At 72.7% G+C, this 12,273-nt stretch carries 12 protein-coding genes; 4 read left to right on the forward strand and 8 right to left on the reverse strand.

The genetic code is table 11. From position 1 onward, the window contains the following. Positions 1-195: 195 nt before the first annotated feature. The 3 genes from ACQKQD_RS22490 to trpA all read right to left on the reverse strand — a co-directional run bounded on the left by ACQKQD_RS22490 (position 196) and on the right by trpA (position 3,346). Positions 196-1,521 (reverse strand): bifunctional folylpolyglutamate synthase/dihydrofolate synthase, encoded by a 1,326-nt coding sequence (locus ACQKQD_RS22490; protein ID WP_091978186.1) that lies wholly within the window; start codon positions 1,519-1,521, stop codon positions 196-198. 8 nt (positions 1,522-1,529) lie between these two features. Continuing rightward, complete coding sequence (accD, locus tag ACQKQD_RS22495) at positions 1,530-2,426, reverse strand: acetyl-CoA carboxylase, carboxyltransferase subunit beta (RefSeq protein ID WP_056533173.1); 897 nt, start codon at positions 2,424-2,426, stop codon at positions 1,530-1,532. Between the two features lie 80 nt (positions 2,427-2,506). Further along, the gene (gene trpA, locus ACQKQD_RS22500) at positions 2,507-3,346 is read right to left on the reverse strand and encodes a tryptophan synthase subunit alpha (protein ID WP_091927169.1); all 840 of its coding nucleotides are present in this window, start codon (positions 3,344-3,346) and stop codon (positions 2,507-2,509) included. Positions 3,347-3,544: 198 nt separating this feature from the next. Here trpA and ACQKQD_RS22505 point away from each other — a divergent pair, with 198 nt between their 5' ends. The 3 genes from ACQKQD_RS22505 to ACQKQD_RS22515 all read left to right on the forward strand — a co-directional run bounded on the left by ACQKQD_RS22505 (position 3,545) and on the right by ACQKQD_RS22515 (position 7,881). Continuing rightward, on the forward strand, positions 3,545-4,210 hold the full coding sequence (locus ACQKQD_RS22505; RefSeq protein ID WP_427509606.1) for an HAD-IA family hydrolase: 666 nt from the start codon (positions 3,545-3,547) through the stop codon (positions 4,208-4,210). Positions 4,211-4,312: 102 nt separating this feature from the next. Beyond that, complete coding sequence (locus tag ACQKQD_RS22510; RefSeq protein ID WP_427509607.1) at positions 4,313-5,095, forward strand: fumarylacetoacetate hydrolase family protein; 783 nt, start codon at positions 4,313-4,315, stop codon at positions 5,093-5,095. A gap of 113 nt (positions 5,096-5,208) precedes the next feature. Beyond that, positions 5,209-7,881 (forward strand): MGH1-like glycoside hydrolase domain-containing protein, encoded by a 2,673-nt coding sequence (locus tag ACQKQD_RS22515; RefSeq protein WP_427509608.1) that lies wholly within the window; start codon positions 5,209-5,211, stop codon positions 7,879-7,881. A gap of 41 nt (positions 7,882-7,922) precedes the next feature. Here the strand turns inward: ACQKQD_RS22515 and ACQKQD_RS22520 are convergent, their stop codons facing one another. Beyond that, positions 7,923-8,330, reverse strand: coding sequence for a MucR family transcriptional regulator (locus tag ACQKQD_RS22520; RefSeq protein ID WP_026604910.1), 408 nt, complete (start codon positions 8,328-8,330; stop codon positions 7,923-7,925). A gap of 303 nt (positions 8,331-8,633) precedes the next feature. On the opposite strand from ACQKQD_RS22520, the gene ACQKQD_RS22525 reads away from it, so the two are divergent. Continuing rightward, on the forward strand, positions 8,634-9,731 hold the full coding sequence (locus ACQKQD_RS22525) for an NAD(P)/FAD-dependent oxidoreductase (protein WP_427509609.1): 1,098 nt from the start codon (positions 8,634-8,636) through the stop codon (positions 9,729-9,731). A gap of 20 nt (positions 9,732-9,751) precedes the next feature. Here the strand turns inward: ACQKQD_RS22525 and ACQKQD_RS22530 are convergent, their stop codons facing one another. From ACQKQD_RS22530 to ACQKQD_RS22545, 4 genes are all read right to left on the reverse strand, one after another. Further along, complete coding sequence (locus ACQKQD_RS22530) at positions 9,752-10,468, reverse strand: LrgB family protein (RefSeq protein WP_331297748.1); 717 nt, start codon at positions 10,466-10,468, stop codon at positions 9,752-9,754. 3 nt (positions 10,469-10,471) lie between these two features. Next, positions 10,472-10,876: a CidA/LrgA family protein gene (locus ACQKQD_RS22535; RefSeq protein ID WP_020093032.1), complete on the reverse strand. Its 405-nt coding sequence runs from the start codon at positions 10,874-10,876 to the stop codon at positions 10,472-10,474. 15 nt (positions 10,877-10,891) lie between these two features. After that, on the reverse strand, positions 10,892-11,353 hold the full coding sequence (locus ACQKQD_RS22540; protein ID WP_020093031.1) for a TerB family tellurite resistance protein: 462 nt from the start codon (positions 11,351-11,353) through the stop codon (positions 10,892-10,894). A gap of 113 nt (positions 11,354-11,466) precedes the next feature. Continuing rightward, the gene (locus ACQKQD_RS22545; protein WP_427509610.1) at positions 11,467-12,258 is read right to left on the reverse strand and encodes a DJ-1/PfpI family protein; all 792 of its coding nucleotides are present in this window, start codon (positions 12,256-12,258) and stop codon (positions 11,467-11,469) included. Between the last annotated feature and the right edge of the window lie 15 nt (positions 12,259-12,273).

The raw sequence follows: 12,273 nt of genomic DNA on the forward strand, positions 1-12,273 counted from the left end.
ACTATGCGATCGGGCCCCGCGAGGATGTAGCTTAGCTGCCACAGCGGGAGGAAAGCGTGGCCGTGGACGGGTGTCCGTCCGGGCGATTGCGGCGATTCGACGGATTTTCGAATGCAGAATCCGGATTTCACAGGTCTCCGGTTCCCGGCCACTTGATACAGCGGCCGCGCGCGGCGCTCCCAGACTGGAGACGACTCAGACCGGCGGCGTGTCGTTGGCGGCGAGAACCATGCCGGCCAAGTAGAGCGATCCGCAGATCAGGATTCGCGGCGGGCGCTCGAAGGCGATGTCCCGCACGAGGGCGAGGGCCGCCTCGATGCTCGGCGCCGCGTAGGTCTTGAGGCCGACATCCTCGCCGATCCGGGCCACCTCCTCGGCCGGGCGCGCGGCCATGGTCCCGGTGATCGGGACGGCCACCAGGGCCCGGGCCAGGCCCACGAAGTTGCGCAGGAACCCGTCGGCGTCCTTCGTGCCGAGCAGGCCGACCACGAGGACGAGCGGCACGTCGCTCTTCTCGCCGAGATCCGCCATGGCGGCTGCGAGGATCCGGCCGCCGTCGATGTTGTGACCGCCGTCGAGCCACAGCTCGGTGCCGGGATCGAGCTGGGCGGCCAGCCGGCCGCGGCCGAGGCGCTGCAGCCGGCCCGGCCACTCGACCTCGGTCAGGCCCCGCTCCAGGGCCGCGATCCCGATGTCGCCGAACCCGGCGGCGCGCAGCGCGGTGATCGCGGTTCCGGCGTTGACCAGCTGGTGACGCCCGGCGAGGCGCGGCCGCGGGAGGTCGAACAGGTCGGTCTCGTCCTGGTAGACGAGCCGGCCGCGCTCCTCGTGCACGGAGAAGTCCTGGTTGCCCACCAGCACGGGCCCGGCCCCGAGGGCCTCCGCGCGCCGGCAGAGGACGGCGTCGGCCTCGGCGTAGTCCTGGGCGGCGATCACCGCCGGGCAGCCGCGCTTGAAGATCCCGGCCTTCTCGGTCGCGACCGACTCGACCGTGTCGCCGAGATACTCGGCATGGTCGCGGCCGATCGGCGTCACCACCGCGCAGGCCGGCCGGTCGATGACGTTGGTGGCGTCGAGCCGGCCCCCGAGGCCGACCTCCAGGAGCAGCACGTCGGCCGGGCTCTCCGAGAAGAGCAGGAACGCCGCGGCCGTGGTGATCTCGAACATCGTGATCGGCTCGCCGGCATTGGCGCTCTCGCAGCGCGCGAAGGCGTCGGCCAGGCGGTCCTCGTCCACGAAGTGCCCGCCGCCGATCCCGCCGATGCGCATCCGCTCGTGGAAGCGGACGAGGTGCGGGGAGGTGTAGACGTGGGCGGCCAGGCCCCCGGCCTCCAGGATCGACCGCATGAACGCGATGGTCGAGCCCTTGCCGTTGGTGCCGGCCACGTGGATCACGGGCGGCAGGCGGCGCTCGGGATGGTTGAGCCGCGCGAGCAGCCGCTCGATGCGCCCGAGCGACAGGTCGATGGTGCGGGGGTGGAGCGCCAGGAAGCGCGCCATCAGGGCGTCGGACGAGGCCATCGCCGGGCTCAGGCCGCCTCGGAGGCCGCGGCCGGCGCGCCGGCCTGGGACACGTTGGTCAGGAGGCTGCAGAGACGCGTGATCGTCTCCTTGAGCTGGTGCCGGTGGACCACCTGATCGACCATGCCGTGCTCGCGCAGGTACTCCGCCCGCTGGAAGCCGTCGGGCAGCTTCTCGCGGATCGTCTGCTCGATCACCCGCGGTCCCGCGAAGCAGATCAGCGCGCCGGGCTCGGCGAGGTGGACGTCGCCCAGCATCGCGTAGGAGGCGGTGACGCCGCCCGTGGTCGGGTTCGTCAGCACCACGATGTAGGGGAGCCGGGCCGCGTTGAGCCGGCGCACCGCCACGGTGGTCCGCGGCATCTGCATCAGCGACAGGATCCCCTCCTGCATGCGCGCGCCGCCGGAGGCCGCGAACAGCACGTAGGGCGTGCGCTTCTCCAGCGCCGTCTCGGCGCCGCGCACGAAGGCCTCGCCCGCCGCCATGCCGAGCGACCCGGCCATGAAGCCGAATTCCTGCGCGGCCAGCGTCATCGGAAGGCCGCCGACCCGGCCGAAGCCGATCTTGAACGCGTCCTGCAGGCCGGTCTTGGCCCGGGCCTCCTTGAGCCGGTCGACGTAGCGCTTCTCGTCGCGGAACTTCAGCGGGTCGGGGGTGACCTCGGGCAGGGCCACGTCGATCCACGTGCCCTCGTCGAACATCATCTTCAGGCGCGCCTGGGCGCCCATCTTCAGGTGATGCTCGGAACCGGGAATGACCCAGTGATTGGCCTCCACCTCCTTGTGGAACACCATCTGCCCCGTGTCCGGGCACTTGACCCAGAGGTTCTCGGGCGTCTCGCGCTTGAACAAGGTCTTGATCCGGGGGCGCACCACCTCCGAGATCCAGTTCATCGGTTCGACCATCGACTTGCGTCCGTCCGCTTCAAGCCCGCGCAGATATCAGGTGCGGCGCGCGCCGCCGCCAGGGGTGCCCGGTCCGCCCGTCAGGCGGCCCGTCCGACGCCCGCCGACCGCACGCCCGCGGCGAGTTCTCGCACCAGCTCCGTCACGGCCTCGACGCTTCCGGCCTGCGCCCGGCCCTCGCCGTCGAGGGAGCGCACCAGGGCGTCCACGAGCGCGGAGCCGACCACGACGCCGTCGGCACCTTCGGCGATCGCCGCCGCGTGGGCGCCGGTCTTGACGCCGAACCCCACGACGACGGGCAGCTCGGTGTGGCGCCGGATGCGGGCGACCGCCTCGGAGACCTTGCCGAAATCCGGGGTCGCCGTCCCGGTGATGCCGGTGATCGACACGTAGTAGACGAAGCCCGCCGTGTTCGCGAGGACGGCCGGCAGGCGCCGCTCGTCGGTGGTGGGCGTGGCGAGGCGGATGAAGGCGAGGCCCTTGCCGAGGGCCGGCAGGCACAGCTCGGAATCCTCCTCGGGCGGGAGATCGACGACGATCAGCCCGTCGACGCCGGCCGCCAGCGCGTCGTCGAGGAAGCGGTCGACGCCGTAGGTGTGGATCGGGTTGTAGTACCCCATCAGCACGATTGGCGTGGTGTCGTTGCCGGCGCGGAAGCGGCGCACGAGGTCGAGGGTGCCCGACACCGTCTGGCCCGCCTTGAGCGCCCGCAGGCCGGCCGCCTGGATCGCCGGGCCGTCCGCCATCGGGTCGGTGAACGGCAGGCCGAATTCCAGGATGTCGGCGCCGGCGCCCGGCAGCGCCTTCAGGACCTCGAGCGAGGTCGCGGGATCGGGATCGCCGGACATCACGTAGGTGACGAGGACGGACCGGTTCTCCGCGCGGGCGCGGGCGAAGGTGGCGTCGATGCGGCTCGGCATGGTCGGTCGATATTCGCTTCTGCAGGGCCGCCGACGGCCCGGGATTGCCCCCGCGCTACACCAAAGGCATCGGCCCGTGAAGCGGGCGGGCCTGCCGCGACCGCCGGCGAAGGCGTCCCGGAGGCCCGGCCACGCGCGAGACGCGGCCATGCGCGCGGGCCGGTTGCCGGGACGGCGCCGCCGGCCTAGCCCTCGCCCATGCCCGAGTCAGCCCTCCCGTCGCGCCCCCTGGCGGCGCTCCTGTTCGACATGGACGGGACGATCATCAGCTCGATCGCCTCCGCGGAGCGGATCTGGTCGCGCTGGGCCGAGGCGCACGGCCTCGACGCGGCGTCCTTCCTGCCGACGATCCACGGCGTGCAGTCGGTCGAGACCATCCGGCGGCTGAACCTGCCGAGCGTCGATCCCGTGGCCGAGGCGGCCGCGATCACCGAGGCCGAGATGGCGGATGTCGACGACATCGTGGCGATCCCGGGGGCGCGGGCCTTCCTGGAGGCGCTGCCGCGCCACCGCTGGGCGATCGTCACCTCGGCGCCCCGGCGGCTGGCGGAGCGCCGCCTCGCGGCGGCCGGAATGCTGGTCCCCGACCTTCTGGTGGCCGCCGAGGACGTGGCGCGGGGCAAGCCCGCGCCGGACTGCTTCCTCCTGGCGGCCGGGCGCCTCGGCGTCGCGGCGCCGGACTGCCTCGTGTTCGAGGACGCCCCGGCCGGCATCCGGGCGGCCGAGGCCGCGGATGCGGCCGTCGTGGTCGTCACCGCGACCCATCACGAGCCGGTGCGGACCGGTCATCCGACGATCGCGGACTACACCGGGCTGCGCGTCGCGGCGGACCCGGAGGGAATCCGGGTGACACGGACCGCCTGAGCCTCTCCATCCCGGCCGCGGATCCGCTGGCGGCCGGTCCCGCCCGGTCGTATCGCCCGCCTGCGCCGCGCGGCGCGCGGATCAAGGTGAAGGGACACGGCCATGGCAACGATCAGTCGACGCCGCGCTCTCGGGGTGGTGGCCGCCGGCGCCGCCGCGGGCCTCGGCCCCGCCGCCGCCGCCGAGGCGCAGCCGGGCCTGCTGTTCCCGCTGCCGCAGGCCACGATCCCGATCCAGGGCGAGGCGCAGGTCTTCCCGGTCCGCCGGATCTACTGCATCGGCCGGAACTACGCGGCCCACGCCCGCGAGATGGGCTCCGACCCGTCGCGCGAGCCGCCCTTCTTCTTCCAGAAGCCGGCGGACGCCGTGCAGGTCGTCGCGGGCGGCGTCGCCGACCACCCCTACCCGTCGCTCACCCAGAACTACCACCACGAGATCGAGCTCGTGGCCGTGCTGAAGTCGGGCGGGCGCGACATCCCGGCCGCGCAGGCGCTCGACCACGTCTACGGCTACGCCACCGGCCTCGACATGACCCGCCGGGACCTCCAGCGCGGCATGGGCAACCAGAAGAAGCCCTGGGAGATCGGCAAGAGCTTCGACCAGTCCGCGCCGATCACGCCGATCCTGCCGGTCGCCCGGGTCGGCCATCCGGCGCGCGGCCGCATCCAGCTCGCCGTGAACGGCACCGTGCGGCAGGACGCCGACCTGTCGGACATGATCTGGTCGGTCGCCGAGCAGATCGCCGAGCTGTCGCGGGCCTTCGAGCTGAAGGCGGGCGACATCGTCTTCTCGGGAACGCCCGAGAATGTCGGGCCGGTCGTCCGCGGGGACGTGCTCGCCGGCTCGATCGAAGGCCTGCCGGACCTGTCGATCCGCATCGTGTGATCACGCGTCGCGCGATCCCCCGCGGAGATCCGGTCGCGGCGGGGCGTTGACTTTCCCTGCCGGCGTCACGGCTTTATCCGGTACGGATCCGCGGGGGCAGGAGCAGCGCGCGTATGACCAAGCCCGACGGCGTGCCGCCGCACCTCTTCGAGACCGCCGAGGGCCGCCGTCTCGTCGAGGCCCGCTCCGATCCGGCGTGGCGCCGCTGGGGGCCGTACCTCAGCGACCGGCAATGGGGCACGGTGCGGGAGGATTACAGCCCGAAGGGCGACGCCTGGGACTACCTGCCCCACGACCACGCCCGGTCCCGCGCCTATCGCTGGGGCGAGGACGGGATCGGCGGCTTCGGCGACCGCCACCTGAACTGGTGCCTGTCCCTGGCGCTGTGGAACGGGCGCGACCCGATCCTGAAGGAGCGGCTGTTCGGCCTGACCAACCAGGAGGGCAACCACGGCGAGGACGTCAAGGAACTCTACTACTACCTCGACGGGATCCCGACCCACGCCTTCATGCGGATGCTCTACAAGTACCCGCAGGCCGCCTTCCCGTACGGGCGCCTGGTCGAGGAGAACGCGCGGCGCGGCCTCGACGACCCGGAATTCGAGCTCCTCGACACGGGCCTGTTCGACGAGGGCCGCTACTTCGACGTCGAGGTCGCCTACGCCAAGGCCGCCCCCGACGACATCCTGATGCGGGTGACCGTGACCAACCGCGGCCCGGACCCGGCCGCCCTGACGCTGCTGCCGCAGCTCTGGGCCCGCAACACGTGGTCGTGGAAGCAGGGCACGCCGAAGCCGGAGCTGATGGCCGGGTCGGAGGGCTCGGTCTGGGCGCGCCACCCCGAGATGCCGACCTTCCGGTTCTTCGCCGAGGGCGCGGGCGACCTGCTGTTCACCGAGAACGAGACCAACACGCACCGGCTGTTCGGCAGCGGCCCCGCCGAGGGCTTCTACAAGGACGGGATCGACCGGTGCGTCGTGGGCGGCGACCGGGCCGCCGTCAACGCCCTGTCCGGCACCAAGTGCGCCGCCCGCTACGACCTGCATCTCGGCCCCGGCGAGACGCGGACCGTGCGCCTGCGCCTGCGCGCCGAGACCGCGCCGGGCGCACCCTTCGCGGATTTCGACGCCGTCTTCGCCGCCCGCGAGGGCGAGGCCGACGACTTCTACGGGGCGCTCCAGGCGCCGATCGCCGATCCCGAGATGCGGCTCGTGCAGCGGCAGGCGCTCGCCGGCATGCTCTGGTCGAAGCAGCTTTACCATTACGACGTGCGCGAGTGGCTCGCCGGCGACCCGGCGCAGCCCGCGCCGGCGCCGGAGCGGCGGCACGGCCGCAACAGCGACTGGTCGCACCTGCGCGCCAACGACATCATCTCGATGCCGGATGCCTGGGAGTATCCCTGGTTCGCGTCCTGGGACCTCGCCCTGCAGGCGATCGTGTTCGGGCTCATCGACCCGGACTTCGCCAAGAACCAGCTCCTGCTGCTGGTCGACGAGGCCTACACCCACCCGAACGCCGCGCTGCCGGCCTACGAGTGGGGCTTCGGGGACGCCAACCCGCCGGTCCACGCGCTGGCCGCCTGGCGGGTGTTCGAGCTGGACCGGGCGCTCACCGGCCAGCCGGACCACGCCTTCCTCAAGCGGATCTTCAACAAGCTCACCCTGAACTTCACGTGGTGGGTGAACCGGAAGGATTCCGACGACCGCAACCTGTTCCAGGGCGGCTTCCTCGGCCTCGACAATATCGGGATCTTCGACCGGTCGAAGCCGGTAGGCGACGGCGCCACGCTGACCCAGTCCGACGCGACGGCCTGGATGGCGACCTACGCGCTGAACCTGATGCGGATCGCCATCGAGCTGGCGCTCGACGACCCGACCTTCGAGGACATGGCGGAGAAGTTCTTCGAGCACTTCCTCCTCATCGCCGGCGCCACGGGCGCGGGCGTGTGGGACGAGCCGGACGGCTTCTTCTACGACGTCATCGAGACGCGCGACGGACAGCGCCTCCCGATCCGCGCCCGGACCATGGTCGGCCTGATCCCGATCTTCGCGGTGGCGGTGATCAACGAGTGCGACCTCGCGCGGCTGCCGTCCCTGCGCAGCCGAATGGTGTTCTTCCTCAAGAACCGCCCGGACCTCGCGACCCTGGTCTCGCGCTGGAACGAGCCCGGCGAGGGCCAGACGGCGCTGCTGTCGCTGCTGCGCGGGCACCGGCTGAAGGCGCTGCTCCACCGCGCCCTCGACCCGAACGAGTTCCTCTCGGATTACGGGCTGCGTGCCGTGTCCCGCGTCTACGCGGACGAGCCGTTCTGCTTCGCCTGGGACGGGCGGGACCTGGGGCTCGCCTACGAGCCCGCCGAGTCGCGCTCGCGGCTGTTCGGCGGCAACTCGAACTGGCGGGGACCGGTGTGGATGCCGGTCAACTACTTGCTCATCGCCGGGCTGAACCGCTTCCACGACTATTACGGCCCGGATTTCAGGGTCGAAGCGCCGACCGGGTCGGGCCGGACCTACGCGCTCCGGGAGATCGCCGCCCACCTGTCACGGCGGCTGATCAGCCTCTCGACCCGCCGCCCGGACGGGCGCAGGCCGGTCTACGGCGACAGCCGGATCGAGCAGGAGGATCCGCATTTCCGCGACCTCGTCCTGTTCTACGAGTACTACCACGGGGACAGCGGCCGCGGGGTCGGCGCGTCGCACCAGACCGGATGGTCCGGGCTCGTGGCCCTGCTGATCCAGGAAGTGGCGACCGCCGCCGCCGAGGCGCAGAACCCGGGCTGGCCGTAAGGACCGGTCGCCGGGCTCGCGCGCCGGCGACCGACGCCCATTTACTCCGCGGCCTGCTGCATCCGCAGGCGCTGGCCCTCGCCGATCTGGCGGGAGATCGTCGAGCGGCGGGCGCTGTAGACCGCCGAGACCAGCGGGTAATCGACGGGCAGGCCCCACTTGGCCTTGTAGGCCTCGGGCGTGAGGCCGCGCATCGTCAGGTGACGCCGCAGGGCCTTGTAGGGTTTGCCGTCCTCGAAGCTGATGAGCGTGTCCGGCCGGATCGAGGCCCGGATCTGCGCCTCGGTCGGCCGCCGGACCTGCGGCTCCGCGGGCTGGTCCAGGGCGGTGATCGAGCGGTGTACCTCGGAGAGCAGGTCGGGCAGCGTTCCCGCCGGGACACTGTTGCGCGTGACGTAGGCGCTCAGGATCTTTGCGGCGAGTTCGACGCTCGGCGATGTCATCTGCATGGTCGTCACCTCGATTCTACGTGTTTCGGATGTGGCTCTCGTCGGTTTCCGTCGGGCTCTTCGCCGCCGACGGCCGGTGCATGTCCCTGAGACGTTCTCGGCCTCGGCCGGAGGCGGCGGATGGCCTCATTATGGGCCAGTCCGCCTCCGCTACAACCGAGCCGCGCATTTATCGCGCCGATATTTCTACTTAGGATTGAGATTTAGGGTCAACGACGAATCAACGGGCGCGTCGTTGTTCCGGCTCAAGTGCGGTATTGAGGACTCACCTGCCCAACCGGGCGCGTTGGAGAACGCGAAGACATGGAGGCCCTGGTCGTCGGAGCCGGCGTCGTCGGACTCGCCATCGGGCGGGCACTCGCGCTGCGCGGGCATGCCGTCATCGTGGCGGAAGCCGAGGACGCCTTCGGAACGGGGGTCTCGTCCCGCAGCTCGGAAGTGATCCACGCCGGCATGTACTACCCGGGCGGATCCGAGCGCGCGCACCACTGCGTCGAGGGCGCCCGGCGCCTATACAACTTTTGCGCGAGTCACGGCGTCCCGCATCGCGCGTGCGGCAAGCTGATCGTCGCCTCCGACGACGCGGAGGCCGAGAAGATCGCGGCGATCCGACGCCAGGGCGAGGCCAACGGCGTCCCGGGCCTCGAACTCCTCGACGGACGCGCCGCCCGGCAGCTGGAGCCGAATCTCGCCTGCACGGTGGCGCTGCACTCGCCACGCACCGGCGTCGTCGACAGCCACGCGCTGATGCTCGCCCTGCTCGGGGCGATCGAGGATCACGGCGGCGCGCTCGCCCTGCGCACCCCGGTCGAGGGCCTGACGCGGCGGGACGGGCAGTGGCAGGCCGCGTTCGGCGGCGCCGAGCCCGGCACGATGGCCTTCGACGCGGTGGTCAACGCCGCGAGCTTCGGCGCCCCGGCCCTGGCCGCCGGCACGGAGGGCTACCCGGCCGAGCGCGTCCCGACGCTGCGCCTCGCCCGCGGCAACTACTTCGGCTGCACCGGCAAGCCGGCCTTCTCGCGGCTGATCTACCCGGCGCCGCGGATCGACGGCGGCCTCGGCATCCATCTCACCCTCGACCTCGCCGGCCGCACCCGCTTCGGGCCTGACGTCGAGTGGGTCGACGGGTTCGACTACCGGGTCGATCCCGCGCGCGCCGAGGCCTTCTACGGCGCGATCCGGCGCTACTGGCCCGGCCTGCCCGACGGAGCGCTGTACCCGGACTACGCGGGCCTGCGGCCGAAGCTGACCGGGCCCGGCGAGGCGGCGGCCGACTTCCGGATCGACGGGCCGGCCGAGCACGGCCTGCCGGGGATCGTGCACCTGTTCGGGATCGAGAGCCCCGGCCTGACCTCCAGCCTGTCGCTCGCCGAGGCGGTGGCCGACCGGCTGGACGCCTGAGGCCACAGAACAGCAGGTGCTCAGAACAGCAGGTGCAGCGCCAGGGGCGCGAGGATCGCCGTCAGGAAGGCGTTGAGCCCCATGGCGATGCCCGCGAAGGTGCCGGCGACCTCGCTGACCTGGAAGGCGCGTGCCGTCCCGATGCCGTGGGCCGCGAGCCCTGCGGCGAAGCCGCGGGCGCGCATGTCGCGGATCCGCAGGAGGTTCATCATCGGCGTCACGAGGATCGCCCCGATGATGCCGGTGAGGATCACCAGGATCGCCGTGAGCGTCGGGTCGCCGCCGAGCGCCTCCGCGATGCCCATCGCGACGCCAGAGGTCACGGATTTCGGGGCCAGCGAGACGAGGATCGGCTGCGGGATGTCGAGGAGGCGCGCGAGGCCGATCACCACGGCGAGGGTGGTGGCCGAGCCGGCGGCGAGGGCCGCCAGCATCGGCGCGAGGGCGCGCAGGACGGTCGCCCGCCGCTCGTAGAGCGGCATCGCCAGCACCACGGTGGCGGGCCCGAGCAGGAAGTGGACGAACTGCGCGCCCTCGAAATAGGCCCCGTAGGGCGTGCCGGTGACGGCCAGGACCGCCCCCACCAGGACGACGGTGATGAGCACGGGGTTGGCGATCGGGTGCCGGCCGGTCACGGCGGCGATCCGGTCCGCCAGGACGTAGGCGGTCAGCGTCACCGTCAGCCACAGGAGCGGCGTCTTGGCGAGGTAGACCCAGAGCGAGAACTCGCCGGCCACCCGTCAGGGCTCCCCGTCGGTCCCGCGCCGCTCGACCAGCGCGGCGACGGCGCGGAACACCAGGACGGTGACCAGCAGCGACAGGGCGGTCGAGACGACCAGCACGAGGGCCAGTTTGGCGCCTTGCGCCCGCAGCAGGTCGAGGCGGCCGACGACGCCGACGCCCGCGGGGACGAACAGGAGCGACAGGTTCATCAGCAGCCCGCGCGCGGTCGTCTCGAGCGTCCCGTCGGTCAGCGGCTTCGGCAGCACGCGCGGTAGGCCGAGGCGGGCATTGTCGCGCAGCAGCAGGAACGCGAACATCAGGCCCATGCCGATCACCGGCCCCGGGATCGGGACGCCCGCGCCGCGCGCGAGGGCTTCGCCCAGCAGCTGCGCGAGCAGGATCAGGGCCAGGCTGGCGATCATCGCGGGCTGCCGGGACTACGCGGCCGCGACGCCCTGCTGTCCGCTGCGGCGGGCCGCCGCAATGGCGGCCTCGTCGAAGCCGAGCAGGCGGCCGAGGCGCTCGACCAGCGCCTCCTCGAACTCGTCGACGTTGCCGTCCGCCGCCGCGACCGACCACGCCATGGTCAGCAGCTCCTCGCGCTCGGACCGGTCGGCCTCGTGCGGGATCATCTCCACGAGGCTCGCCACGTCGCGCACCTCCGAATCCATGGCGGCGGCGCGCTCGATCAGCGCCCGCGCGGCGTCCGGACCGTCGGCGTAGTGGCCCTGCACGAGGCGCGAGAGGCGCTCGCTCTCGGCCGGCGCCAGGATGCCGTCGACGCGGGCGACGTGGACGAGGAGCGCGGTGGCCGCGAGATGCGTCTCGTCCACGGTCTCCTGCGTGCCGACGCCGAGAGCCTCGGCCGCGTAGGCGCGCAGGCGTGCGATCAGGGACATGGCGGCTCCGGGGGATCGTGCACCGCAACAGTTCGGGCCCCGGCGGCGCGCCGTCAAGCACGCCGCCGCACGTCGCGCCGGACCGTGGCCCGGTTGCATCGCCGGCGCGGCGCTCACCGGCGCGCTGCGGCCTCCGCCCCCGTCACCAGCGGCGCGAGGATCGCCTCGGCCGCCCGGACGGTCGCGGGCTCGGCCTCGGCGGGCGTGCCGGCGCGGAAGGGCGGCGCCGGGGCGTACTCGGCGACGAGCTGCGCGGTGCGGGCGTAGGTATCCCCGCGCAGGCGCGCGGCGAGCGCCAGCCCGAGATCGAGCCCCGCCGAGACCCCGGCCGCGGTGACGCGGTCGCGGTCGAAGACGACGCGCTCGGCCACCGGACGGGCGCCCAGGAGCGGCAGCACCGCGTCGCGCACGCTCCAGTGGGACGTCGCGCGGTAGCCGCGCAGCAGGCCCGCCGCGCCGAGGATCAGCGATCCGGTGCAGACGCTGGCGATCCAGCCGGCCCGCGCGGCGCGGTCGCGCAGGAAGGCGAGGAGCGCAGCGTCGCCCATCTGTGCGGGGGTGCCGTCGCCTCCGGGGACGAACAGGACGTCGAGGTCCGCCGGGCAGGTCGCGAAGCCGTGGGTCGCCACCAGGACGAGGCCGGTGTCGCTCGTCACCGGCCCGGGCTCCGCGCCGACGAGGTGGAGGCTGCCGGGGGCGAGGCCGGCGAGGAAGGTCTGCGGTCCCACGAGATCGAGCGCGGTGAGGCCCGGATAGACCAGCATGGCGATCCGGGCGGGGCGGTCCGGCGGGATCGGCGCCGGATCGCCGGCGGCGGCGGCCAGGGCCGGACAAAGCGGCGCGACCAGGGTGGCGGCGAGCGCGGCGGCGACGAGATCGCGGCGGCTGGCGTCCGGCGCGGTCACGGGCGCGCCGGGCGG

The organism is Methylobacterium sp. NPDC080182, assembly GCF_050281105.1.
Taxonomy (GTDB): Bacteria; Pseudomonadota; Alphaproteobacteria; order Rhizobiales; family Beijerinckiaceae; genus Methylobacterium.

What these genes read in the sequence shown, in the direction of transcription:
- ACQKQD_RS22490 (WP_091978186.1), bottom strand. Translation starts at nt 1,521, where the DNA reads ATGGCCTCGTCCGACGCCCTGATGGCGCGCTTCCTGGCGCTCCACCCC.
- accD (WP_056533173.1), bottom strand. Translation starts at nt 2,426, where the DNA reads ATGGTCGAACCGATGAACTGGATCTCGGAGGTGGTGCGCCCCCGGATC.
- trpA (WP_091927169.1), bottom strand. Translation starts at nt 3,346, where the DNA reads ATGCCGAGCCGCATCGACGCCACCTTCGCCCGCGCCCGCGCGGAGAAC.
- ACQKQD_RS22505 (WP_427509606.1), top strand. Translation starts at nt 3,545, where the DNA reads ATGCCCGAGTCAGCCCTCCCGTCGCGCCCCCTGGCGGCGCTCCTGTTC.
- ACQKQD_RS22510 (WP_427509607.1), top strand. Translation starts at nt 4,313, where the DNA reads ATGGCAACGATCAGTCGACGCCGCGCTCTCGGGGTGGTGGCCGCCGGC.
- ACQKQD_RS22515 (WP_427509608.1), top strand. Translation starts at nt 5,209, where the DNA reads ATGACCAAGCCCGACGGCGTGCCGCCGCACCTCTTCGAGACCGCCGAG.
- ACQKQD_RS22520 (WP_026604910.1), bottom strand. Translation starts at nt 8,330, where the DNA reads ATGCAGATGACATCGCCGAGCGTCGAACTCGCCGCAAAGATCCTGAGC.
- ACQKQD_RS22525 (WP_427509609.1), top strand. Translation starts at nt 8,634, where the DNA reads ATGGAGGCCCTGGTCGTCGGAGCCGGCGTCGTCGGACTCGCCATCGGG.
- ACQKQD_RS22535 (WP_020093032.1), bottom strand. Translation starts at nt 10,876, where the DNA reads ATGATCGCCAGCCTGGCCCTGATCCTGCTCGCGCAGCTGCTGGGCGAA.
- ACQKQD_RS22540 (WP_020093031.1), bottom strand. Translation starts at nt 11,353, where the DNA reads ATGTCCCTGATCGCACGCCTGCGCGCCTACGCGGCCGAGGCTCTCGGC.